28 protein-coding genes are annotated in these 22,038 nt (G+C 68.3%); 9 read left to right on the forward strand and 19 right to left on the reverse strand.

What is annotated here, in order from left to right; genetic code table 11:
• Positions 1–725 (reverse strand): thiamine pyrophosphate-dependent enzyme (locus tag B3587_RS04270; protein ID WP_292726796.1); only part of this gene is annotated, 725 nt, incomplete at its 3' end.
• A 10-nt stretch (positions 726–735) separates the two neighbouring features.
• Positions 736–1,839, reverse strand: coding sequence for a histidinol-phosphate transaminase (locus tag B3587_RS04275; protein WP_292726797.1), 1,104 nt, complete (start codon positions 1,837–1,839; stop codon positions 736–738).
• Positions 1,840–1,930: 91 nt separating this feature from the next.
• Here B3587_RS04275 and B3587_RS04280 point away from each other — a divergent pair, with 91 nt between their 5' ends.
• The gene (locus tag B3587_RS04280; protein WP_292726798.1) at positions 1,931–2,326 is read left to right on the forward strand and encodes a phage holin family protein; all 396 of its coding nucleotides are present in this window, start codon (positions 1,931–1,933) and stop codon (positions 2,324–2,326) included.
• A 7-nt stretch (positions 2,327–2,333) separates the two neighbouring features.
• Here the strand turns inward: B3587_RS04280 and B3587_RS04285 are convergent, their stop codons facing one another.
• Together B3587_RS04285 and B3587_RS04290 are read right to left on the reverse strand one after the other, a co-directional pair.
• The gene (locus B3587_RS04285) at positions 2,334–3,755 is read right to left on the reverse strand and encodes an alpha/beta hydrolase (protein ID WP_292726799.1); all 1,422 of its coding nucleotides are present in this window, start codon (positions 3,753–3,755) and stop codon (positions 2,334–2,336) included.
• Positions 3,752–4,039, reverse strand: a complete 288-nt coding sequence (locus tag B3587_RS04290; protein WP_228179485.1) for a hypothetical protein — start codon at positions 4,037–4,039, stop codon at positions 3,752–3,754. The genes B3587_RS04285 and B3587_RS04290 overlap by 4 nt, the downstream gene beginning before the upstream one ends.
• A gap of 136 nt (positions 4,040–4,175) precedes the next feature.
• On the opposite strand from B3587_RS04290, the gene B3587_RS04295 reads away from it, so the two are divergent.
• Together B3587_RS04295 and purB are read left to right on the forward strand one after the other, a co-directional pair.
• Complete coding sequence (locus tag B3587_RS04295; RefSeq protein ID WP_292726800.1) at positions 4,176–4,682, forward strand: low molecular weight protein-tyrosine-phosphatase; 507 nt, start codon at positions 4,176–4,178, stop codon at positions 4,680–4,682.
• Positions 4,683–4,737: 55 nt separating this feature from the next.
• Positions 4,738–6,147: an adenylosuccinate lyase gene (purB, locus tag B3587_RS04300; protein ID WP_292726801.1), complete on the forward strand. Its 1,410-nt coding sequence runs from the start codon at positions 4,738–4,740 to the stop codon at positions 6,145–6,147.
• Positions 6,148–6,161: 14 nt separating this feature from the next.
• Here the strand turns inward: purB and B3587_RS04305 are convergent, their stop codons facing one another.
• The 3 genes from B3587_RS04305 to B3587_RS04315 form a co-directional block, all read right to left on the reverse strand.
• Complete coding sequence (locus B3587_RS04305; protein WP_228179482.1) at positions 6,162–6,515, reverse strand: amino acid transporter; 354 nt, start codon at positions 6,513–6,515, stop codon at positions 6,162–6,164.
• Positions 6,512–7,165 (reverse strand): acyl-CoA synthetase, encoded by a 654-nt coding sequence (locus tag B3587_RS04310; protein ID WP_228179481.1) that lies wholly within the window; start codon positions 7,163–7,165, stop codon positions 6,512–6,514. The genes B3587_RS04305 and B3587_RS04310 overlap by 4 nt, the downstream gene beginning before the upstream one ends.
• 90 nt (positions 7,166–7,255) lie before the next feature.
• The gene (locus tag B3587_RS04315) at positions 7,256–8,251 is read right to left on the reverse strand and encodes an aldo/keto reductase (protein WP_292726802.1); all 996 of its coding nucleotides are present in this window, start codon (positions 8,249–8,251) and stop codon (positions 7,256–7,258) included.
• Between the two features lie 71 nt (positions 8,252–8,322).
• Here B3587_RS04315 and B3587_RS04320 point away from each other — a divergent pair, with 71 nt between their 5' ends.
• A complete protein-coding gene (locus tag B3587_RS04320) occupies positions 8,323–8,778 on the forward strand; it encodes a GNAT family N-acetyltransferase (protein ID WP_292726803.1) in 456 nt (151 codons plus the stop codon).
• Positions 8,779–8,907: 129 nt separating this feature from the next.
• On the opposite strand, the gene B3587_RS04325 is transcribed toward B3587_RS04320, so the two are convergent.
• From B3587_RS04325 to B3587_RS04335, 3 genes are read right to left on the reverse strand one after another with little or no spacing between them, the layout of a single operon-like run.
• Positions 8,908–9,693 (reverse strand): dienelactone hydrolase family protein, encoded by a 786-nt coding sequence (locus B3587_RS04325; RefSeq protein WP_292726804.1) that lies wholly within the window; start codon positions 9,691–9,693, stop codon positions 8,908–8,910.
• Positions 9,694–9,701: 8 nt separating this feature from the next.
• Positions 9,702–10,505, reverse strand: a complete 804-nt coding sequence (locus tag B3587_RS04330) for an alpha/beta fold hydrolase (protein ID WP_228179398.1) — start codon at positions 10,503–10,505, stop codon at positions 9,702–9,704.
• A gap of 47 nt (positions 10,506–10,552) precedes the next feature.
• The gene (locus B3587_RS04335; protein WP_228179399.1) at positions 10,553–11,509 is read right to left on the reverse strand and encodes a LysR family transcriptional regulator; all 957 of its coding nucleotides are present in this window, start codon (positions 11,507–11,509) and stop codon (positions 10,553–10,555) included.
• 85 nt (positions 11,510–11,594) lie between these two features.
• Between B3587_RS04335 and B3587_RS04340 the strand changes: the two genes are divergently transcribed.
• Positions 11,595–12,284 (forward strand): aspartate/glutamate racemase family protein, encoded by a 690-nt coding sequence (locus tag B3587_RS04340; protein ID WP_292726805.1) that lies wholly within the window; start codon positions 11,595–11,597, stop codon positions 12,282–12,284.
• Positions 12,285–12,308: 24 nt separating this feature from the next.
• On the opposite strand, the gene B3587_RS04345 is transcribed toward B3587_RS04340, so the two are convergent.
• The gene (locus tag B3587_RS04345; protein ID WP_228179401.1) at positions 12,309–12,722 is read right to left on the reverse strand and encodes a VOC family protein; all 414 of its coding nucleotides are present in this window, start codon (positions 12,720–12,722) and stop codon (positions 12,309–12,311) included.
• A gap of 107 nt (positions 12,723–12,829) precedes the next feature.
• On the opposite strand from B3587_RS04345, the gene B3587_RS15880 reads away from it, so the two are divergent.
• Entirely contained in the window at positions 12,830–13,090 is a 261-nt protein-coding gene (locus B3587_RS15880) for a hypothetical protein (protein WP_414683113.1), read from the forward strand.
• On the forward strand, positions 13,068–13,502 hold the full coding sequence (locus tag B3587_RS15885) for a hypothetical protein (protein ID WP_375236654.1): 435 nt from the start codon (positions 13,068–13,070) through the stop codon (positions 13,500–13,502). Before B3587_RS15880 ends, B3587_RS15885 begins: the two co-directional genes overlap by 23 nt.
• On the opposite strand, the gene B3587_RS04355 is transcribed toward B3587_RS15885, so the two are convergent.
• A complete protein-coding gene (locus tag B3587_RS04355; protein WP_228179402.1) occupies positions 13,480–13,887 on the reverse strand; it encodes a helix-turn-helix transcriptional regulator in 408 nt (135 codons plus the stop codon). The two genes, B3587_RS15885 and B3587_RS04355, sit on opposite strands and share 23 nt — an antisense overlap.
• A 63-nt stretch (positions 13,888–13,950) precedes the next feature.
• Between B3587_RS04355 and B3587_RS04360 the strand changes: the two genes are divergently transcribed.
• Both B3587_RS04360 and B3587_RS04365 read left to right on the forward strand, forming a co-directional pair.
• A complete protein-coding gene (locus tag B3587_RS04360; protein ID WP_228179403.1) occupies positions 13,951–14,340 on the forward strand; it encodes a TIGR03618 family F420-dependent PPOX class oxidoreductase in 390 nt (129 codons plus the stop codon).
• 29 nt (positions 14,341–14,369) lie between these two features.
• Positions 14,370–15,659, forward strand: a complete 1,290-nt coding sequence (locus tag B3587_RS04365; protein WP_292726806.1) for an NAD(P)/FAD-dependent oxidoreductase — start codon at positions 14,370–14,372, stop codon at positions 15,657–15,659.
• Positions 15,660–15,676: 17 nt separating this feature from the next.
• On the opposite strand, the gene B3587_RS04370 is transcribed toward B3587_RS04365, so the two are convergent.
• From B3587_RS04370 to B3587_RS04400, 7 genes are all read right to left on the reverse strand, one after another.
• Positions 15,677–16,384 carry a substrate-binding domain-containing protein gene (locus tag B3587_RS04370; RefSeq protein WP_228179405.1) on the reverse strand — a complete coding sequence of 236 codons (708 nt, stop codon included), beginning with the start codon at positions 16,382–16,384 and terminating at the stop codon, positions 15,677–15,679.
• The gene (locus tag B3587_RS04375; RefSeq protein ID WP_228179406.1) at positions 16,381–17,355 is read right to left on the reverse strand and encodes an aldo/keto reductase; all 975 of its coding nucleotides are present in this window, start codon (positions 17,353–17,355) and stop codon (positions 16,381–16,383) included. Before B3587_RS04375 ends, B3587_RS04370 begins: the two co-directional genes overlap by 4 nt.
• Complete coding sequence (locus B3587_RS04380) at positions 17,352–18,308, reverse strand: Gfo/Idh/MocA family oxidoreductase (protein WP_228179407.1); 957 nt, start codon at positions 18,306–18,308, stop codon at positions 17,352–17,354. Before B3587_RS04380 ends, B3587_RS04375 begins: the two co-directional genes overlap by 4 nt.
• Positions 18,309–18,388: 80 nt before the next feature.
• The gene (locus B3587_RS04385) at positions 18,389–19,747 is read right to left on the reverse strand and encodes a protocatechuate 4,5-dioxygenase subunit alpha/beta (protein ID WP_228179408.1); all 1,359 of its coding nucleotides are present in this window, start codon (positions 19,745–19,747) and stop codon (positions 18,389–18,391) included.
• A 2-nt stretch (positions 19,748–19,749) separates the two neighbouring features.
• Positions 19,750–20,685: an amidohydrolase family protein gene (locus tag B3587_RS04390; RefSeq protein WP_292726807.1), complete on the reverse strand. Its 936-nt coding sequence runs from the start codon at positions 20,683–20,685 to the stop codon at positions 19,750–19,752.
• Positions 20,686–20,687: 2 nt separating this feature from the next.
• Positions 20,688–21,380 (reverse strand): 4-carboxy-4-hydroxy-2-oxoadipate aldolase/oxaloacetate decarboxylase, encoded by a 693-nt coding sequence (gene ligK, locus B3587_RS04395; protein ID WP_228179410.1) that lies wholly within the window; start codon positions 21,378–21,380, stop codon positions 20,688–20,690.
• A 10-nt stretch (positions 21,381–21,390) separates the two neighbouring features.
• Positions 21,391–22,038 (reverse strand): amidohydrolase family protein (locus B3587_RS04400; RefSeq protein ID WP_292726808.1); only part of this gene is annotated, 648 nt, incomplete at its 5' end.

Consider the following 22,038-nt stretch of genomic DNA (forward strand, 5'->3'; position numbering starts at 1 on the left):
ACGTCGTTGCCGTCGATGCGGATGCTCGGCATCCCGTACCCCTCTCCGCGCCGCACGAGCGGCGTGCGGGACTGGGTCGCGACCGGCACCGAAATGGCCCACTGATTGTTCTGCAGGAAGAAGACTTCGGGCGTGCGGTAACTGGCAGCGAAGACCATTGCCTCGTGCACATCACCCTGGCTGGAGGCGCCGTCGCCGTAGTAGACGATGACGGCTTCGTCACGCTCTAGGTCGCCGGTGCCACAGCGTCCGTCGAAGACCAGGCCCATGCCGTAGCCCGTGGCGTGCAGCGTCTGGGCCCCGAGCACCAGCGTGTAGATGTGGGTGTTGCCGTTGGCCGGGTCTGTCGGGTCCCATCCGCCGTGCGAGAGTCCGCGCATGAGCTTGATGATCCCGATCGGATCCACGCCCCGGATTCGGGTGACGACGTGCTCGCGATAGGAGGGGAAGAGGTGATCCTGCGCGCGGGCGGCGCGGGCCGAACCGACCTGTGCTGCCTCCTGTCCGAGGCTCGGGGGCCAGAGTGCGAGCTGTCCCTGGCGCTGGAGGTTGGTTGCCTGCCGGTCGATCGCACGGATGACGACCATGTCGCGGTACAGCATCTCGAGGTCGGAGTCGGCGAGCGCGTTCACGAGCTCGCCGTACGGCTCGGCTGCCGGACTGGGCGCGAGGGAGCCGTCAGCGGCGAGGATGCGGACGAGCTCAGGTTCTTCTGGCTGGGTCACGGTCCCTACGCTACCCGCGTGCGGGGTGCCCTTCCGGGAGGTCCTCTACAATGGAACCCGCGATCCGTAGCACTCTGTCCACAGACTCATGCTCTCCGACGGATATGCGAACACCCTCTCCCGCGAAGGGCCGGACGACGATTCCGCCGTCATGGAAGGCGTCGGCCACAGCCAGCGTGTCGGGTCCGGTGGCAAGCCACACGAAGTTTCCCTGGGCCTCGGGGACGCGCCATCCCTGGTTCCGCAGGCCTGCCGCGAGCGCGTCGCGGCGCTTGGCGATCTCGGCTACCCGCTCGAGCAGCTCGTCGCGTGCGTCGAGGCTCGCCAGGGCCGCCTCTTCAGCGTGGGCGGTGACAGAGAGCGGGATGGCGGTGCTGCGCGCGGCATCCAATACCCGCGGGTGACCGATGCCGTAGCCGACGCGGAGTCCCGCGAGACCGTAAGCCTTGGAGAAGGTGCGCAGCACGACGACATTCGGATGCCCGGCCTGCAGCACCCGCACGCCGTCGACGGCATCCGGGGCCGTGACGAACTCCGCGTACGCCTCGTCGAGCACGATCAGCACGTCGCGGGGGACCCGGGCGACGAAGTCATCGAACTCGGATTGCGTGACCACCGGACCGGTGGGGTTGTTGGGGCTGCACACCAGGATCGTGCGGGTGCGGTCGGTGACAGCATCCGCCATCGCAGCGAGATCGTGGCGCGCGTCGGCGGTGAGCGGCACACGCACGGATGCCGCGCCCGACACCTCGACCAGCGACGGGTAGGCCTCGAAAGAGCGCCACGCGTAGATCACCTCGTCGCCGGGACCTGCGGTCGCCGAGATGAGTTGCGCGATGAGCGAGACGCTTCCGGCGCCGATGTGCACGGCGTCGGGGCTCACACCGTAGTCGGCGGCGATCCGATCCCGCAGCCGCGCAGCGCTCGCGTCGGGGTAGCGGTTGACCGCTGTTACCGCGCGCATCGCGTCGATCACGCCAGGGAGCGGGTCGTACGGGTTCTCGTTGCTCGAGAGCTTGAACGCGTCTGGCGCCGCCTGTCGGCCCTGCTTGTAGGGGGGCAGCGCCGCGATCGCGGGGCGTACGCGAACGGGGATCGGGTGGGGTTCGGTCACTCCATGAGTTTAGGACCGGGGCGGTTTCAGGACCGGCCCGAGTGCGCGACCGGGCTGTTACCTGTCTGCACCCTCGTGAAAGACTGCGGGCATGAGTTTCCTCGTCCGCATCGTCGTGAACGCGTTCTCGATCTGGATCGTTACCCTGATCCCTGCCCTCGGGGTCACTGTCATCCCGTTCGCACCGGGGGAGACGCTGCAGTTGGTGCTGACGCTGCTGCTGGTGGCGCTCATCTTCGCGCTTGTGAACACCATCATCGGCACGGTAATCAAGGTGCTCGCCTTCCCGATCTACATCCTGACGCTCGGGCTCATCTCGCTGGTGATCAACGGCTTCCTGCTGTGGCTGACCGCCTGGTTCACGCAGTGGTGGGACTGGGGTCTGCGAGTCGAGGACTTCTGGTGGGGTGTGGTCGCGGCCCTTCTGATCTCGATCATCAACTGGTTCATCGGGATCCTCCTTCGTCCCCGCCGCAACAACGACTGAGTCGGCCTCAGTTGTCGCCTCGATCGGCGGCGTATTCGGTGACGGTCACGCTCTCGGCCGACCCGAGGTCACGCCACAGTTCCCGCAGCGCCGCAGTGCGGGGGTCACTCGAGGCATCCACCATCGCCGCCGTCTCGGCGTACCGCTCGATGCCGTGCGCTGCCAGGGTCAGGTCTTGCACGCCGCCTGTCGGGTCGGCCACCCGCTCCGCAACGAAACTTCCCGGCGCGCCCACCGTCTCGGCGTGACCGCCGCCGGCGAGCCCCGCGACGGGATCGTCGGTGTGACGGATGCCGACGCTGAGCACGCTGTCGGGCACTGCTGCCTCGACGGGTGAGCCGTAGGTGACGAGGGTCTGCACGTCGTAGGTGCCCTCCATCGCGAGAGCAGAAGCGAGCATCGCTCCCTGCGAGTGGCCGAAGACGTGGACCGGCTCGCCGGGAGCCACGCCTGCCTCGCGGAGGGCGAGTTCGACGGACTCGAGGGACGCCGATCTCTCACCCCCGTACAGCTCGAGGTTCGAGCGCATGTCGAACGGGTCGCCCGAACCGCCGGAGATGGTCTGTGTCCCGGCGATGTAGACGGCCGCCTGCGACCCGCCGCCGGGCATCGCGTAACGCTCGACGCGCACCCGGGCCTCAGCGGCGCCGGGCACGCGGCGGGCGGCATCCGCCAAACCCGTCAACGGCCCCGATGCCAACGCTGATGAGGGGGTTGGAGCTACTGCGCGCACGGTAGTCGGCGCGGTAGGGGCTCCGGGCGGCGTGGCTGGAGGTGCCGTGGGCGGGTGCCGGGTCCCGCCGCGATGCCCGGGCACTGATGTCGAGGGCGCCGTGGCCGCGGCATCCGCCGCCGGAGCGCCCGGCGAGACCGGCGCCCGCGACATCCGACCGAAACCCGCGAGCGCCACCCCGCCCCAGAGCACGCCGGTGCCGACGGCCAGGGGAAGGGCCATCCCGGGAATCCACCACGTCGCAGCCGCAGCCTGGCGGGCCATCTCGATCGGCCCGCCGCTGCGCCACCCGCGCACCGCGGTGTCGGCAGCGCGCGCGGCGTCCGGGTACTCCTGCTCAAGCAACGCCATCCGCGACTCGATCGCTCGCGCCGCATCGGCATCACCGGCGGCGGCCGCTGCCGCGTGCTGCGCCCGCAGTTCGATGAGCTCATACGCTGCAGCGAGCCCGTCGAGGGCTGCCGCGAGCGCCGCCGGTTGCTCCGCAGCCCGGTCAGCGCCGCTTGCGAGCCACCGCGCCTCGAGGTCAATGCCGAACCGGGTCGCGGTGGCTGCGGCATCCGTTGCCACCCAGCGCGCCCGGTCCGCGAATTCGCCCAGACGGATGCCGAACTCGCGCAGCCGCCCGGCAACCGCTCGCAACAGCTCGGTGTCGACGGCGATCGCACCGCCGCTGCGGATCTCCAGATCGCTCACGCCCCAGCTCCGGCCAGACCGAAGCCGGGGTACCCGCCCGCGATGGACCACGGATGCGGCGCTCCGACGTCGGCGCGCAGATCGAGGGCGCGCTCTCGCAGGCCGCGCAGCGCGGCCACAAGCTCCGCCATCTCGGTCTGGAACTCGGCGACGGCCGGCGTCTCCCAGCCACTGACCCGCGCGATCGCCTCGGCGTCGGCAGCGAGGTCGTCAGCCCACGACGCGAGCGCCGCGAGCTGTGCCCGCACGGCACCGGCCGCCGGTGACGCACACAGCTCATCCATTCGTCCACGGTCGCTGACCCTCGGGGCGCGGGATGCGGCATCCGTCACGTATTGTCGACGGTTCGGCCCCCGGCGAAACCGGGGAGGAGGCGACGAACTGATGCGATCGCCGGGCAGGAGGGGTATGAATGAACGCATGACTGCGAACGCCGTCGAGCCGTTTCGCGTCGTCTTCGTCTGCACCGGCAACATCTGCCGGTCTCCCATGGCCGAGGTCGTGTTCCGCGCCCTGGCCGACAGTGCGGGCGTCGGCGACCGCGTGCTCTCCACCAGCGCCGGCACGGGAGACTGGCATGTCGGCGAGCGCGCCGACGAACGCACCATTGAGGCGCTGGCCCGGCGCGGCTACGACGGCGCGCGCCATCGCGCACGGCAGTTCGGCAGGGCCGATTTCGCTCGCAGCGACCTGGTGCTTGCCCTCGATCGCAGCCATGAGCGGATCCTGCGCGGCTGGGCACACTCGGACGCGGATGCCGACAAGATCTCTCTGCTCATGTCGTTCGATGCCGGGGCCCCGACCCTCGATGTGCCCGACCCGTACTACGCCGACGAGGCGATGTTCGACGAGGTGCTCGGTATGATCGAGAACGCCAGCCGCGCACTCTTCCGCCAGCTGGAGCCGGCGCTTCGCCCCGCGCCCTGAGGCGATCATCGCCCGGCGCGACGGGAGCCCGGACCGCAGATCCGACAGGAGTACCGTGACCTCCCTGCCCCGTGAGCACGACGCCAGCTCGTTCGGCGATCAGCCGCTGAGTCCCCTCGACGGACGGTACCGCGCCGCGGTGGCACCCCTGAGCGACTATCTCTCGGAGGCCGGCCTCAACCGTGCCCGCGTCGAGGTCGAGGTCGAGTGGCTGATCGCCCTCACCGACCGTTCCCTGTTCGGCACAGCACCGCTCGAGGAGACGCAGAAGGAGCGCCTTCGCGCGCTGTACCGCGGCTTCGGCGCCGACGAGATCGCGTGGCTCGCCGAGAAAGAGTCAGTGACCCGCCACGACGTGAAGGCCGTCGAGTACCTCGTTCGCGACCGGCTCAGCGAGCTCGGACTCGAGCAGATCGCCGAACTGACCCACTTCGCGTGCACGAGCGAGGACATCAACTCGGCCTCCTACGCACTCACGGTGCAGCGCGCCGTCGTCCAGGTCTGGCTGCCCCGACTCCGCGTCGTGATCGACCGGCTCGCCGCCCTCGCCCACGAGCACCGGGACGCTCCCATGCTCTCGCGCACCCATGGGCAGCCGGCGACCCCCACAACGATGGGCAAGGAGCTCGCCGTCTTCGTGTGGCGACTCGAGCGGGTCGAGCGGCAGATCGCGGCATCCGAGTTCCTCGCGAAGTTCTCGGGCGCCACCGGAACCTGGTCAGCCCACCTCGCCGCTGAGCCCGACACCGACTGGCCGGCCCTCTCGCGCGAGTTCATCGAGTCGCTCGGGATCGGGTTCAACGTCCTGACGACCCAGATCGAGTCGCACGACTGGCAGGTCGAGCTTTACGACCGGATCCGGCACGCGGGCGGCATCCTGCACAATCTCGCGACCGATGTCTGGACCTACATCTCGCTCGGGTACTTCTCGCAGATCCCGGTGGCCGGCGCGACCGGCTCGTCGACGATGCCGCACAAGATCAACCCGATCCGCTTCGAGAACGCCGAGGCGAACCTCGAGATCTCGGGTGGACTGCTGGCCACGCTGGCGCAAACACTCGTCACCTCGCGGCTGCAGCGGGACCTCACCGATTCCACGACGCAGCGCAATATCGGCGTCGCCCTGGGGCACTCGCTGCTCGCGCTCGACAACCTCGCCCGGGGACTCACCGAGATCTCGCTCGCGCAAGCCGCGCTGGATGCCGACCTCGAGGGTAACTGGGAGGTCCTGGCCGAGGCGATCCAGACCGTGGTGCGCGCTGAGATCGTGGCCGGACGCTCGCAGATCAGCGACCCCTACGCGCTGCTGAAGGACCTCACACGGGGGCGGCGCGTTGGCGTCGCCGAGCTCGCGGAGTTCGTGCGCGGTCTCGACATCGGGGATGCCGCGAAGGAGCGCCTGCTCGCCCTCACGCCCGCCTCGTATACGGGTCTCGCATCGGACCTCGTCTCCGAGATCGAGTGAGCCCCGGCTGAGCTTTAGGCGGTTGGTGCTGAGGAGCCGCCGGCCTCGCGGTCATCGGGCGCGGTCGCCGATGCCGCGTCGCCGTCGGGCTCGTCGTCCAGCAGCACGGGTCGATCAATGGTCTTGGTCACCTGCGCGGGGTCGATCGCCAGCAGCAGGAGTGCGAGCGCGACGAGGGTGACCACAAAGGTCACTCCCGCGACGATGAGCGCAACGACCAAAGCGTTCTGCACGTCTTCGGCGGGAATCTGCTGGAAGAACCCCATCGAGACGAGCGTCACGATTCCCGCGAAGAGGGCCGCAGCGAAGGCGAGCCCCAAGAGCTGAACGGGGCGCATGATCTCCCGGCGCGAGGGCTTGTCGGTCATGGCTTCCTCTCGGCCGTCGCTTCGGTGACCGCCGCCGCGGCCTCGGCATCCGTCTGGCGCGGCGAGAACGCAGCAATTCCGAGGTACACGGCGACGATCGCGGCGTAACCACCGAAAATGCCGACGGCGATGGTGATTCCGGTCAGGGTGAAAGTCTGTCCTGCTTCTTCGATCGTGTAGGTGAGGGCGTACTGCACCGGCACCGCGACGAGCCCCAGTCCGAGCAGGATGCCCAGGGCACCGACGAAGATCGCGTCGCGACTCTGCGAGCGCGGCAGGTGTGTCATCCGTCGCGCTCGGATACCCGCGACGAGTTCGACGATGCCGCTGAGCACAGCCCAAGCGATCACGGCGACGAAGAACATCGTGTCGGTTCGAAGGCCCGGCATCCCGGTTGCCATTCCGGCGAGGAGAGCGAGAATGCCGAGCAGCACCGCTGCCCACCGGTCGCCCTTCGGGAAGATCAGCCACACCGCGGCGAACCACACCAGACCCGTCGCGATCGCGAAGCCACTGAACACGGCGAGGCCGACGGCAGCGGAATGATCGGGGGAGAAGGTGATCATGACAGCCGCCAGCGCGGCGAAGAAGGCTCGCGCCAACTGAAGATGCCTCACCTCGAGGGTGCGGAGGGGTGCAGCGCTGGTCACAACACTCAAGTCTATTCGTCGCGGCGTGCCTGATCGGCGGGCCCGGGCTTCGCGCTCACCCCGCGGCCATGCACCGACGGGGGCGCTGGGTCACCACAGGGGGTGGATCTCGTCGCGCAGGTGACGGTCGTAAACCCCGTGAACCGCCGCGTCGAACCCTTCGAGATCGAACGCGCCGGGCTCGAGCAGAGCCCCTGCGGCAGCGTTGGCCTCAGCCTGCTGAGGCGTCCGTGCGCCGGGGATCACAGAGGTGATGCCGGGCTGGGCGGCGATCCAGGCCAGGCTCGCTGCGGGAAGTGAGACTCCCTCGGGCAGCGCGGCAGCCAGCTCGGATGCCGCGGCGATCCCGACCTCGAAGTCGACGCCCGAGAACGTCTCGCCGCGGTCGAACGCCTCGCCGTGACGGTTGTACGAGCGGTGGTCATCGCTGGCGAATGTCGTGGCCGTCGTGTACTTGCCCGAGAGCAGCCCGGAGGCCAGCGGCACCCGCGCGAAGATCGCGACCTGGGCGGCGGCTGCTGCCGGGAGCACCTCGTCGAGCGGCTTGAGTCGGAAGGGATTGAAGATGATCTGCACGTTTGTCACGCCCGGGCGCGCAATGGCGGCGAGCGCCTGCTCGCACGTCTCCACCGATACGCCGTAAGCGGCGATGAGGCCGTCTTCGACGAGCCGGTCGAGCGCATCGAAGAGGTCGTCGGCAGCGATGACGTCGGTAGGCGGACAGTGCAGCTGCACGAGGTCGAGGGTGTCGACGCCGAGGTTCTCACGGGAGCGCTCGGTCCAGCCCCGGAAGGCTTCTTCGGTGTAGTTCTCGCGCAGTTGGTCGACGCGGCGTCCCATCTTCGTCGCCACGGTGATGCCGTGATCGGGTCGCGACGCGAGGAAGCGGCCGATGAGCTTCTCCGACCGGCCGTCTCCGTACACGTCCGCGGTGTCGAAGAGCGTCACGCCGGCGTCGGCGGATGCTGCGAGCACCGCCAGCGCGTCATCCTCGTCGACCGCGCCCCAGTCGGCGCCAAGCTGCCACGTACCGAGGCCGATTGCCGAGACGAGACGGCCAGTTCTTCCGAGGGGGCGCTGCTGCATGCATCCACTCTGCCACCCGCCGCCGACGTGCGGGCCGCGGCGCATCCTGCGGGAGGCTCTAGGGTATGGCCATGCCCGTCTCCTACCACTGCGCTGCGGCCACGGATGTTCCGCCCGAGACGCTGTACCGGATGCTGTGGCTTCGGCTTCGCGTGTTCGTGGTCGAGCAGCGCGCGGCCTACCCGGAACTCGACGGCCGCGACATCGAGCCCGGCGCGGAGCTGATGTGGGCGAGCGACGGCGATGAGGTGCTGTCCACCCTGCGCATCCTCGTGGACCCGACCGAGATGCGCATCGGGCGGGTTGCCACTGACGCCGCAGCCCGCGGGCGCGGCATCGCGGCAGAGCTCATGCGTCGCGCCGTCGCTCGATGCGAGGAGCGGGAACCCGGGGTGCCGATCGTGCTCGACGCACAATCTCAGCTCGCCGACTGGTACGCGCGTTTCGGGTTCGAGGTATCGGGTCCGGCGTTCTCGGAGGACGACATCCCGCACGTACCGATGCGCCGCCCCGCGGGAGGCGGCTGACGCCCGTCGAACCCCCGCGAACAAGCCCGATCCCGCTGAGCCAGCCCGCACTGCCGGCTCGTTCGGCGCGTGCTGGCTCGTTTGGTATTGGTGGAGGATGCCGACCTCGCGATCTGAGGGCTCGACGCCTTAACCGGTCAGGCGCTCGCGCAGGAAGTCGACCAGGAGTTCGTTCGCGCGATGGGTCGGGTGGGCGGGGACGTCTGCCGAGGCATCCGTCAGTACCGAGTGCGCGTTCGCCGGGATGCCGTCGGGATTGCCCGGTGACGAATCGATCTCGAAGGCGCGCCATCCGTCGCCGAGCAGACGCTCGAATGCGGCAAAGCGCTCCGGTGGCACGCTGCGGTCCTGTGTGAATCGAAGCCCGAGCGCACACAGGCCGTCCGCGGCGCGACGGCTGACCGCCGCCTCCTCGATAACGCTCAGACCCGTCGCCGACTTACCTGCCCCGATCGGCGGCGGCATCGCCGGCTGCGAAAGCACCGGGGCCAGCACGCTCTCGTCAGCTGCTGCGGCGAGCGCGAATCCGCCCGAGAAGCACATCCCGATCACGCCCACACCGGGCCCGCCGCATTCGGCATGCAGTTGGCGGGCGAGTGCCCGCAGATAATGGGCGATCGGCCGGTCGGCGCGGCGCGCGAAGGCCGCGAACTCCCGCGAGACGCACATACGAAGCGCCGAGCCCGCGATGTATCCGCCGCTGATGGGACGCTCCGGCGTGCCGATCACCGACGGCATCGCGACCCGAAAACCGGCCGCAACCAGGCGCTCCCCGAGAGCGATCACCTCGGGGGTGGCTCCCGGTAACTCGGGGACCAGGATGACTCCCGGCCCGTCGCCCCGGTAGTAGACGTCGTGGCGTACCCCCTCGTGCTCGAAGGGGATCATCTGCCACTGCGCGAGAAGCTCGCTCACGCGCTCAGTCAATCACTCGTGGCGAAGAACTCGACGCCGGCGGCCCGGAAGTCGCGGGACCCTGGGGTGTTGAAGTGGTGCCGGTCGGGGATCTCGACGAACGTGCCGTTCGGAGTCGCCTCGGCAAGGCGCCGCGACCGCGGAAGAATCGCGTCTTCGCTGCCGGTCGCAAACAGCACGGGCTGTTGCGGAGGCCGGTCGGGGTCGGGGTCGCCGTCCTCACCGAAACGCATTCCCTCGGCGAGCGCGACGAGAGCTGTCAGATCGTTGCCCGGGACTCGCTCGGCCAGGGTCACGTAGTTGTTGGTGACCTTGTCGGTCACCGGAGTGCCGTCGGCGACATACGCCTTCGCCTGGTCGAGCTGGAGGCGTGCCAGCGGCGTGCCGTCGGGGATGCCGCCGAGAACTGCACGGCTCACCAGCTGCGGGCGGTCGACAGCGAGCTGCCATCCAACCCGAGCGCCGAGCGAATAGCCGAGGTAGCGCGCGGAGTCGATCAGGTACGTGTCGAGCACTGTTGCGAGGTCGTCGATGAACGCGGGCATCTCGTACGCGCGAGGATCGTGCGGCTTGTCGCTCGCACCGTGTCCGCGCTGATCCACGCCGAGAACGCGGAATCCGGCGCGAGTGAGGTCGCGGACCCAGCCGGTGTTCACCCAGTTGTCGCGGCAGCTCGACGAGAACCCGTGGACCGCGAGCACAGTCTCGGCGTCGGGATCGCCCCACGAGTACGTGGCGATGCGGTACCCCTCGCCCACCATGACGTACTGCGGGTCGGGCATTTCGGTCAGCGGGCGCGGTGCGGCATCCATGGGCCCATTCTTCCGCGGGCACGGGGAAGCGGGGTCGGATGCCGAGGTCAGACCCTTTCCAGGGCCTGGGCTGCCCGCTGTATTGCAGCGAGCGCGGCGCCCACCGACGGCACTGACCGAGCACTGCGCCGCGTGATGGCCGAGACACGGCGCGGAGCATGGTCGGCGAGCGGATGCACGGTCACGTCGGGGTTTCGGCTCGCACGAAGGGCGAGGGAGGGAAGGACGGCGACTGCCATGCGCGTGGCGACCAGTGCCTGCACGACGACGTAGTCATCAGTGCTGTGACGGATGTCGGGAGTGAACCCCGCAGCCGAGGTCGAGGTCAACAGGTGTTTGCGGCAGCTGATGCATCCGGTCACCCACTGTTCGTCGGCAAGATCGTCGAGCCGGATCTCGGACCGCGCCGTCAGCGGATGCCCGGGGGGAAGGACGATCTGGAGTGGATCAACCCCGAGGGGGGTGCGATCAGCGTCGGCCGGAACCGAGACGTGTCCATCGTCGTACTCGAAGACGATGGCGATATCGCACGCCCCCTCCTCGAGCGCGCGGAGGGCCTCGGGTGGTTCGAGCTGCTCCAGCCGCAGATCGATCCCCGGAAACCTCTCGGCCAGGTCGCTGACCGCACGCGCCGCGATCGTGGCGCTGGCCGAAGGGAAGGATGCGATCCTCACGCGGCCCGCGCGCAGGTGAGCGTGGTCGGCGAGCTCGTGCTCGGCGTCATGCAGAGCTGCAGCGAGGGCGTCGGCGTGACGCAGCAGGGCGCGTCCGGCATCCGTCACGACCACCCCGCGGCCCTCCCGCGCAAGGAGGGGAACGCCGGCGACCGCTTCGAGGCGCCGGACGTGTTGGCTGACCGCCGGCTGCGTCCAGCCGAGCACCTGAGCAGCGCCGGTGAGTGATCCGGTGCGTCCGACCTCGCGGAAGATCAGGATGCTGCGGGGGTCGAGCGCCGGCAGGGCGCGCGGCGCATCCAGGTCGGCGTGCGTCTCGTGCGGTTCCATGTCACCCCATTCATTAGCACTGCTTTGGTTTCTTCATACAAGTATGCCGTTGTGCTGAAGTATCGCGCGGTGGTCTTGTTGAAGCATGAAAACCATCGGCCTGCTGGGCGGCATGAGCTGGGAATCCACCGCGGAGTACTACCGCATCGCGAACCAGACGGTGCGCGATCGGATGGGCGGGCTGCACTCCGCGAAGATCCTGCTTGACTCCGTCGACTTCGCCGAGATCGGCCTGATGCAACGCGAGGATCGGTGGGGCGATGCGGCCGACCTTCTCGCGACTCACGCGCGCGGGTTGCAGGATGCCGGCGCCGAGATGGTGCTCATCTGCACCAACACGATGCACAAGGTCGCACCAGAGGTCTCTGCGGCGATCGATGTTCCGCTGCTGCACATCGCGGATGCCGCTGCAGTTGCGGTCCGCGCCGCCGGACTGTCTCGGGTCGGGCTCTTGGGCACGGCATTCACGATGGAGCAGACCTTCTACCGGGAACGCCTGGCCGAACACCGCTTGGACGTCGTCATCCCCGGTGATAGGGACCGCGAACTCGTGCACCGCGTGATCTTCGACGAGCTCGCCATGGGCATTGTCAGCGACGAGTCCCGCGCTTCGTACCGCCGGATCATCGAGGGCCTGGTCGCCGATGGTGCTGAGGGAATCATCCTGGGCTGCACCGAGATCGAACTGCTCGTAACGGGGGAGGACTGCCCCGTCCCGGTGTTCCCGACCGCCCGCCTGCACATCGAGGCGGCGGTCGAGGCAGCCTTCGCGTGATCTACAGCCCGGGAGTGCGACGCGTCAGTCGGTGAGCTGCTGAATGCGGATGAGGTTGCCGGCGGGGTCGCGCACCGCGCAGTCCCGCACGCCGTAGTCCTGATCGATCGGCTCCTGCACGATCTCGGCACCGGCGGCCTCGAGAGCCGCGAAGGTTGCGTCGAGGTCGCGGGTTGCCAGGTTGATCCCGAAGTACGAGCCCTTCGCGATCAGCTCCAGCAGTGTCGTGCGCTCCTGGTCGGTCAGTCCGGGGGTAGCGGCCGGCGGATGCAGCACGATCGCGGTGTCGGGCTGGCCTGCCGGACCGACCGTGATCCAGCGCAGGTCCTCGTACCCGACATCCAGCCGCACCTCGTACCCGAGAACGTCGCGGTAGAAGGCGAGCGACTGCTCGGGCTCGAGATGAGGAAGAAAGCTCGAGTGAATAGTGGTCTGCATACCCGTCACGGTAGTGGCCGCATCCGGTGTGCGCTTCTCGATTCGTGACCGATAGGGGCGCCCGCGACCCACTGTCGCGTGTCGGCGGCGTGACTTACCCTTCGGGCATGGACCGTGACGAGCTCGAGCAGTGGCTGTTGGATTCCGACCCCACACTGCGGTGGCAGGTGCAGCGCGATCTGACGGGTGCGCCCGAAGAGGTGTGGCAGGCGACGCGGGCGAGCATGGCGCATGAAGGCGACGCCGCGCGGCTGCTCGCGCTGCAGGATGCCGATGGCCAGTGGGCTGGGGGCGCCTACTTTCCGGCGGGGTATACGGGCGAGGGACCAGGCCAGCCGTGGACCGGTGCGCGGCATCCTGGCGTATGAGCAACTCACGGGCGATGACACCCTGGCGAAGGTCCGTCATCGCGGGGAGGAGTATCTGCTCGAGCGCCGCTTGCGCTACCGCCTGTCGACGGGCGAGCCGGTGGGGACGTGGGCGGATCTGCTGATGTACCCCTACCGGCACCCGCATACGGCGCTGAAGGCCGTCGACTACTTCTCCGAGGCTGCCGCTCACGACGGCGTTCGACCCGACCTCCGCATTGCCGAGACCATCGACAGAGTTCGGGACGCGCGGCAGCCCGACGGCAGATGGCTGCAAGGCGACAAACTCGAGGGCGCAGTGTGGTTCCCCCTGGACGTCGAACCGGGTGAACCGTCGAAGTGGGTGACGTTTCTCGCGCTGCGCGCGCTTCAGCGCTGGGATGCTGCGGTCAGCGCCGGATCGGCCGCGTGACCTGTTTCGCGACACAGGGAATCAGGCCCGCCGCGTCATGTTCGGCGAGCGCCCGATAAGCACTCGGCGGCATTCCGACGAGCTCGGTGAACCGGGTGCTGAAGGTGCCGAGGGACGCGCAACCCACCGCCAGCGACACCTCGGTGACGCTGAGATCTCCCCGTCGCAGCAGTGTCATGGCGCGCTCGATCCGGCGGGTCATGAGGTACGAGTACGGGCTCTCACCGAAGGCCGCCTTGAACTTTCGGCTCAGGTGCCCCGCTGACATGTGGGCGCCCCGGGCGAGTTCCTCGACACCCAGGGGCGCGGCGTACTCGCGGTCGATGCGGTCCCGGACGCGGCGCAGGAGCGCGAGATCGCGAAGATCGTCGGGATTCGGAGGCATGGTGCCCCGAGTCTCACACGATGTGGCGCGCTCTGTCGACGCTGGTGCGGCAGGATCGAGGGCATGGCCACGGCTCTCACCCACGACGGGCAGCGCTTCGTCTCGGACTACCACCTCGCAACACTGTCGACGCTCGCGCCCTCCGGGCTCCTCCACGTCGTCGCGGTCGGATTCAGCTTCGCAGACGGTCTGGTGCGGATCATCACGATGGACGGTAGCCAGAAGGTGCGCAACATCGAACGGGATGGTCGCGCTACCGTCGCGCAGATCGCGGGCCCTCAGTGGCTGAGCATTGCGGGGCACGCGACGGTGTCGCGCGATCCGGATGCCGTCGCGCGCGCCGTGGAACTCTATGCGGCGCGGTACCGGCAGCCGCAGCCCAATCCGCGCCGGGTGGCGATCGAGCTGCGGCCCGAGAAGATCATGGGTTCCGCGGGACTCGTGGCACCGTAGCGTCGTAGTACTGAGCCCGGAGGACAGTCATGGCACGAACGCCGCAGCATGATGTGGTCGTTGTCGGTGCCGGGCTGGCAGGACTTCGGGCAGCGATCACGCTCGGACACGCCGGACGCGACGTTGTCGTTCTCGAGGCTGCAGACACCGTCGGTGGCCGGCAGCGCACTGACGCCGTCGACGGCTTTCTGCTTGATCGCGGGTTCCAAGTGCTCAATCCCGCCTATCCCGCGGTGCGGCGCTGGGTGGACATTCAGGCGCTACGCCTGAAGCCGTTCCCCGTCGGGGTGCAGGTGCGGCGCGAGCGCGGCCTCGCGACGCTGGCAGATCCGCGCCGGCATCCGTCGATTCTCGCCGCGACACTTCGCAGTGGTCTTCTCGCGCCACGGGACGTTGCCGGACTGGTGCGTTGGGCCGCAACGGCGCTCAGCGCTCCCCGGCGCGTGATCCGCCAAGCCGCCGCCGGCCGCGATCTGCCGGTGCATGAGGCGTGGGATCGTGCCGGACTGACCGGCCCGCTGAGAACCGCGGTGCTCGAGCCGTTCCTTTCCGGCGTCATCGCTGACGGGAGCTTCGAGACCTCCGACGCCTTCGTTCGGCTGCTGATTCGCATGTTCGCGCTGGGCCGCCCGGGCCTGCCCGAGCGCGGCATCCAGGCCCTTCCCGAACAGCTCGCCGCCTACGCCCGGACGCTCGGCGCCGAAATCGCCGTGCAGCGTCGCGTGACCGCCCTCCGTGAGACTGCCGCGGGCGTCGAGGTCGCTGTTGCCGGGGCAGACCCGGTGAGCGCTGACGCGGTGATCGTCGCCGTCGGACCGGAGGCGGCATCAGGACTCGCGCCGATTCCCGTGCCGAGGACCCGCGGCCTGCAGACGTGGTGGTTCGCGACGGACGCCGCGCCGTCGGCATCCGGCATGATCGCGGTGGACGGCACGCGCGCCGGACCGGTCGTGAACACGGCGGTGATGTCGCACGCCGTGCCCTCGTATGCGCCGAAGGGCATGCACCTCGTCCAGGCGACCTGCCTGCTGCCGCCGGCGACACACCGAGGTTCCTTCGATTCTCCGACCGAGGCGCAGGTACGGCGGCACGCCTCTCAGATCTGGGGTACGGATGCCACTGACTGGCGCTTGTTGCGACGCGATGACATCCCGCACGCGCTGCCGGCGCAGTCAGTGCCGCTGCGAACCGTCACGCGCGCGCAACTCTCGGAACGCGTCTACATCGCGGGCGATCACCGCGACACCGCGTCGATTCAGGGCGCGCTGGTTTCCGGCGACCGGGTTGCCCGCGCTCTTATCGCCGGGGCGCCCAGCTGAAAGACGCCGCCAGCGCGCTACGGCGCGGGCGGTGGCGCGAAGTGGCGCGAGCGCGCGATGTCGCGAGCAGCGTCGGTGCGCAGGAAGGCGAGGATTGCGGCCGCGCCCTCCGGCTCCGACGACGTCGCGGCAATCGCACCCGAGAACACGGTGTCGATCGCGCAGTCCTGGGGCAAAACGCCCAGCACACTGACACCCGGGCTGCCGACGAGCTCACTCAGCTGCTGAAAGCCGAGATCGACGTCGCCATCGGCGAGAAGGCGCGCGACAGGGATGCCGGGCCTCGCCTGGACCAGCCGATCACCGACTTCCGCGCTCAAGCCCCAGTCCTCAATCATCGACACCAGCGCTGTACCGCTCGGCCCCGTGGAGTACCCGATCTTCCTCGCCTCCCGAATCGCCTCCCGCACAGCGGCGGCATCCGGGAATGCGGGATCGGAGACCGCGGTCGCCGGAGCGTCAGTGCCCGACGGAGCGCCCACTGCCACCTGCGACAGCACGAGGGGCGCCACGGATGCCGCCACGACGTGTCCGCCGGCGGCGAGCTTCGCTAGCGCACCGTCGGCAAGGAAGACGAGGTCGAACTCTTCGCCGGCGGCGACCCGGTCAGCCGCGTCGACTCCACCGACCGACTCGATCTCGACGTGCCCGAGCCCGGCATCGTCGGCGGCCGCCATGAGGTCGGCAAGCAGCAGCCGCGTCGCCATCGACGAAATGGCCTTCACGCGGCATCCTCGAAAGTCTCGGTGTCGACCTCGACAGCGTTGTTCGCCGGGTACCGGGGACCCGACACGGTTTCAGTGCCGATGAGCTCGCCGGCGCGCTCCAGAATGTCGGGCGTGACCTCGAGCTGCGCAGCGGCGATGATCTCGCGCAGGTGGTCGATGTTCGTCGTCCCGGGAATCGGCACGACATGCTCACCTCGAGACGACAGCCACGCGAGCGCGAGCTGGGCCGGGCTGACCCCTGCCTCAGCAGCGAGGGCGCGCCATGCCGGCAGCAGCGCTGCATTGGCTTCCCAGTGCGGCGACTGGAACCGCGGCATCCCGCGGCGGATGTCTTTGGCCACGAGCTCCTCGGGGTTGTGGACGGCATCGGCGAGGAACCCCCGCGCGACCGGCGAGAACGCCACGAGTGCGATGCCGTCGGATTTCGTCGCCTCGAGCATGCCCAGCTCCGCATTCCGGCTCCACAGGGAGTATTCGTTCTGCACCGCGGCGATGGGCGCGACCTGCTGCGCTTCCCGGAGTCGCGCCACCGAGACCTCCGAGAGTCCGATCGCACCGATCTTGCCGGCATCAACGGCTTCGGCGAGCGCCGCGACGCTATCGGCGATCGGCACCGACTTGTCCCAGCGGTGCAGGTAGTAGAGGTCGATGTGGTCGACGTCCAGTCGGCGAAGCGACGCATCCACCTGCGCCCGCAGCGTCTCAGGGCGACCATCGATGACGCGTGAACCGTCGACGATCGCCATCCCACCCTTGCTGGCAAGGATGATCTCGTCCCGTCGGCCCGCAATGGCCTTGCCGACGAGTTCTTCGTTGCGGCCGCCCCCGTACAGGGTGGCGGTGTCGAAGAACGTGACGCCTTCATCGAGCGCGGTCTGCAACAACCGCAGGCCCTCCTCGGGCTGCGGCGCCACCCCGTACGCGTGACTGAGTGACATGCATCCGAGCCCGTACCGGGGCAGGTTCATGCGAGCTGCTCCTCCAGCATCCCGAGCACGCGGTAGCAGTCGAAGACCTGCCGCACCGACGAATTGGGTTCGCGTCCCTCGCGGATCGCAGCCACGAACTCGCGGTCCTGCAGTTCGATGCCGTTCATGCTGACCGCGACCTGCGACACGTCGATCGGCTCTTCCTTGCCGTTCACGAGGTCGTCGTAGCGGGCGATGTAGGTGCCGGTGTCGCCGATGTAGCGGAAGAACGTGCCGAACGGTCCCTCGTTGTTGAACGAGAGCGAGAGGGTGCAGATCGCGCCGGTCTCAGCCTTGAGCTGGATCGACATGTCCATCGCGATCCCGAGCTCCGGGTGGATGGGACCCTGAATCGCATTGGCCTGGACGATGCGCCCCGCCTGGTAGGCGAACAGGTCGACGGTGTGGGCGGCGTGGTGCCACAGCAGGTGGTCGGTCCACGACCGCGGCTCGCCCTTCGCGTTCGTGTTGGTGCGACGGAAGAAGTAGGTCTGCACATCCATCTGCTGGATGTGGAACTGGTCGCTCTGGATGCGCTGGTGGATCCACTGGTGCGACGGATTGAACCGGCGGGTGTGTCCCACCATGGTGACGCGATCGGATGCCTCGGCGGCGGCGAGGGTGGCTTCGGCATCCGCAAGTGAATCGGCCAGCGGAATCTCGACCTGCACGTGCTTACCTGCGGCGAGCGCTGCCTGCGTCTGCGACGCGTGCATCCCGGTGGGGGTGGCGAGGATGACGGCATCCACGTCATCGCGCTCGAGGACGGCGTCGTAACCGACGACGGCGTTCGCAACCCCGTACTTTTCGGCGACGGCCTGCGTGGCCTCGGGCTTGGTGCCGCTGACGACCGTCACCTCTGCGTCGGGGATGTTGGCCAGGCCGTCGAGGTGCTTCATGCCGAAGGCGCCTGCCGCGCCGACAACGGCGATTCGGACCTTGTCACTGCTCATTCGGTGTCCTCCTTCGAACGTGGTGCGCTCCGTGGGGATCGCGCGATCGATCCCCACGGAGCGGGTCTATGGTCAGCCTGTCAGGCCGTTGCGCCGACAGGAACCTTCTCTTCTTCGACCTCGGCGTCGGCCGTGGGGGCTGCGACGGGGTTGGTGATGACGAGGTGACCGACAGCCGTGTTCGAGGCGGGTACGTGGTAGAACCGGTGGTTCACCTCGGGAGCGCCGCCACCGAACTGGTCGTCCATCGCGCCGCGGGCGATGAGCCACATGACCAGCTCGATGCCTTCCGAACCGGCCTCGTCGACGTAGTCGATGTGCGGCCATTCGGTCAGGCCCAGCGGGTCGGAGATCAGCATGTCGAGGAACGCGTTGTCCCATTCCTGGTTGATGAGCCCGGCGCGCGGGCCCTGGAGCTGGTGGCTCATGCCGCCGGTGCCCCAGATCTGCACGTTCAGCTCGGGGCCGTCCCACTTGTCGATGGCGCGGCGCAGTGCCTTGCCGAGCTCGTAGCAGCGGCGACCCGACGGTACCGGGTACTGCACGACGTTGACCGCGAGCGGGATGACCTTGACCGGCCATTCCTCGACCTGGCCGTACACGAGCGAGAGCGGCACGGTGAGTCCGTGGTCGACGACCATCTCGTTCACGAGGGTCAGGTCGAAGTCATCCTGGATGACCGACTGTGCCAGGTGGGCAGCGAACTCCGGGTAACCCTTGACGTCGGGCACCGGGCGGGGGCCGTAGCCCTCGTCGGCGACGGGGTACTCAGCGCCCGTACCGAGCACGAACGTCGGGATCAGCGAGGAGTCGAAAGCCGTGGCGTGGTCGTTGTAGACCAGGATGACGACGTCTGGCGTGTTCTCCTTGGCCCACTTGCGGGTCCAGGTGTAGCCGTCGAAGACCTTCTTCCAGTACGGCTCTTCGGTCTTGCCGAGGTCCATCGCCGCGCCGATTGCCGGCACGTGAGAGGTGTACAAGGCCGAGGTGAGCTTGGCGGGAGCATCCGGCCGCATCGTCTCGGCCTTCTCGCCGGGCTGCGGCGGCGTCCAGCCATCGAGGTCCTTCATGCGGTTGCCCTCGGGGCGGCGGCCGCCCGAGATCATCATGTCGCGGTAGGCGGCCTCGCTCATGCCGGTCATGGAACCGGCCATCTGCTGGAAGCTCAGACCGTGGGTGGCTCCGAGCTTGGCGAGGAAGTAGATGTTGCCACCTTCTTCCATCGCGGCGTTGAGGTCGAGGTCGAGGATCGCCTGCCGCGCCTTGGGTGTCAGCTGCCATTCGTCGAGGTAGGCCTCACGGTCGGCGAGGTACCGTTCGCGGTTCTCCGGCTTCATGAACGACATGCAGAGCTGGTTGATCTGGTAGCCCTTGCGGGCCTGCTCGGCGTCGAAAATGATCGTGCCGGGAACGTTCTTGTAGGGCTTGTCGAGTGCCATAGTCAGTCTCCTTCTGGCCAGTAGAGTCGCCGCGGGTTGTCGACCAGCAGCTTCTGCTGCAACTCGGCGGTCGTGGCGATCTGGGGGATGTAATCGACCAGCAAGCCATCATCGGGCATGTGGTCCTTGAGGTTGGGGTGGGGCCAATCTGTTCCCCACAGCACGCGGTCGGGGAATTCCTCGACCACGCGTCGGGCAAACGGCACGACATCGGTGTAGGCGTGCTGTTCACCGTCGAGAGCTCGGGGGCCGGTGATGCTCAGCCGCTCCGGGCACGACACCTTGGTCCACACGTTCGGGTTCTCCCGCATGAAGCGCAGGAAGAGGTCGAACTCGGGACCGTCGGGATCCTTGCTGACGTCGGGCCGGCCCATGTGGTCGACGACGACGTCGGTGGGAATGCTCGAGAAGAACTCGTAGAGGTCTGGTAGGTCCTCGGCCTCGAAGTAGATGACGACGTGCCATCCCAGCGGCGCGATCTTCTCGACGATCTCCTGCAGCGAATCGGTCGGCACACGGTCGACCAGTCGCTTGACGAAGTTGAAGCGCACCCCGCGCACACCGGCAGTGTGCAGGTCGGCGAGGTCGGCATCCGTCACATCGCGGCGCACCGTGGCCACCCCGCGAGCGCGGCCTTCGCTGCGGCGCAGCGCGTCGACGAGAGCGCGGTTGTCGGCGCCGTGGCAGGTGGCCTGCACGATGACGTTCCGGTCGAATCCGAGCTGATCACGCAGCGCGAAGAGCTGGTCGGCTGAGGCGTCGCACGGTGTGTACTTGCGCTCCGGGGCGTACGGGAACTGCTCTCCGGGTCCGAACACGTGGCAGTGCGCGTCGACCGCGCCCTCGGGCACCCGGAATTTCGGCGTCGAGGGACCGTCGTACCAGTCCAGCCATCCGGGGGTCTTCTCGAACCCGCCGCTCGTGTCTCCGTGGGCCATCGTCAGTCCTCCACGTACTCGAGGCCGGCGGCGGCAAGCGGCTCACGCATGCCGTAGATATCCAGGCCCAGCACGCCCTCGCGGAACTTCTGGCGCTTGGACTCTTCGTTGTCTTCGCGCTTCTGGCTGGCATCGGCCACTGCGCCGACGAGCTCGCGAGGCACGACCACGACACCGTCGACATCCGCGACAACGACATCGCCGGGGTGGACCAGGGCGTTCGCGACGACGACATCGACGTTGACCGAGCCGAGGGTCGCCTTGACAGTTCCCTTGGAGTTGATCGCGCGCGAGAAGACCGGGAAGTTCATCTTCTCGAGGTCGGCAACGTCGCGAACGCCGCCGTCGATGACCAGGCCCTTGCACCCCCGAGCGGTGAGGGAGGTGGCCAGGAGCTCGCCGAAGAAGCCGTCTTCACTCTCGGTCGTGCAGCCCGCGACGATCACGTCACCCTCCTGCACCTGCTCGGCAGCAACATGGAACATCCAGTTGTCACCGGGCTGCAGCAGCACTGTCACTGCCGGTCCGCACAGCTTCGCCCCGGTGTAGGCGGGACGGATGTAGGGGCGAAGCAGTCCGACGCGGCCCATCGCCTCATGGATCGTCGCGACACCGAACTGTGACAGGCGCGCGACATCGGCGGGGTCGGGCCGCTCGATCTTCGTGCGGACGATGCCGAGGTTGTTCAGTCGCATGATGGTCCTCTCACTTCCCCTGCGCCGCAAGCGCGCGATCCAGCCGCGGGTAGACCCGGCGGGCGTTGCCCTCGAAGACGAGCTCGCGTTCGGCATCCGTCAGGTTCGGGGTCGCGTCGACATAGCGCTTGGTGTCGTCGAAGTAGTGGCCGGTGCGCGGGTCGATGTCGCGCACGGCCCCGATCATTTCGCTTGCGAACAGGATGTTCTCGGTTGGGATGACCTCGGTGAGCAGGTTGATGCCCGGCTGGTGGTAGACGCAGGTGTCGAAGAACACGTTGTTCAGCAGGTGCTCTTCGAGCTCGGGCTTGCCGAGGGCCATCGCGAGTCCCCGGAACCGGCCCCAGTGATAGGGGACGGCGCCGCCGCCGTGCGGGATGACGAACTTCAGGTCGGGGAAGTCGCGGAACAGATCGCCCTTGAGCAGCTGCATGAAGGCAGTCGTATCGGCGCCGAGGTAGTGATCACCGGTGGTGTGGAACTGCGGCTTGCACGAGGTGCTCACGTGGATCATCGCGGGGATCTCGTACTCGACGAGCTTCTCGTAGACGGGGTACCAGGAGCGGTCGGTGAGCGCGGGTGCAGTCCACAGGCCACCGGACGGGTCGGGGTTGAGGTTGATCTCGACCGCGCCGAGTTCTTCGACCGCACGCACGAG

The organism is Microbacterium sp. UBA837 (genome assembly GCF_002296025.1).
GTDB lineage: Bacteria > Actinomycetota > Actinomycetes > Actinomycetales > Microbacteriaceae > Microbacterium.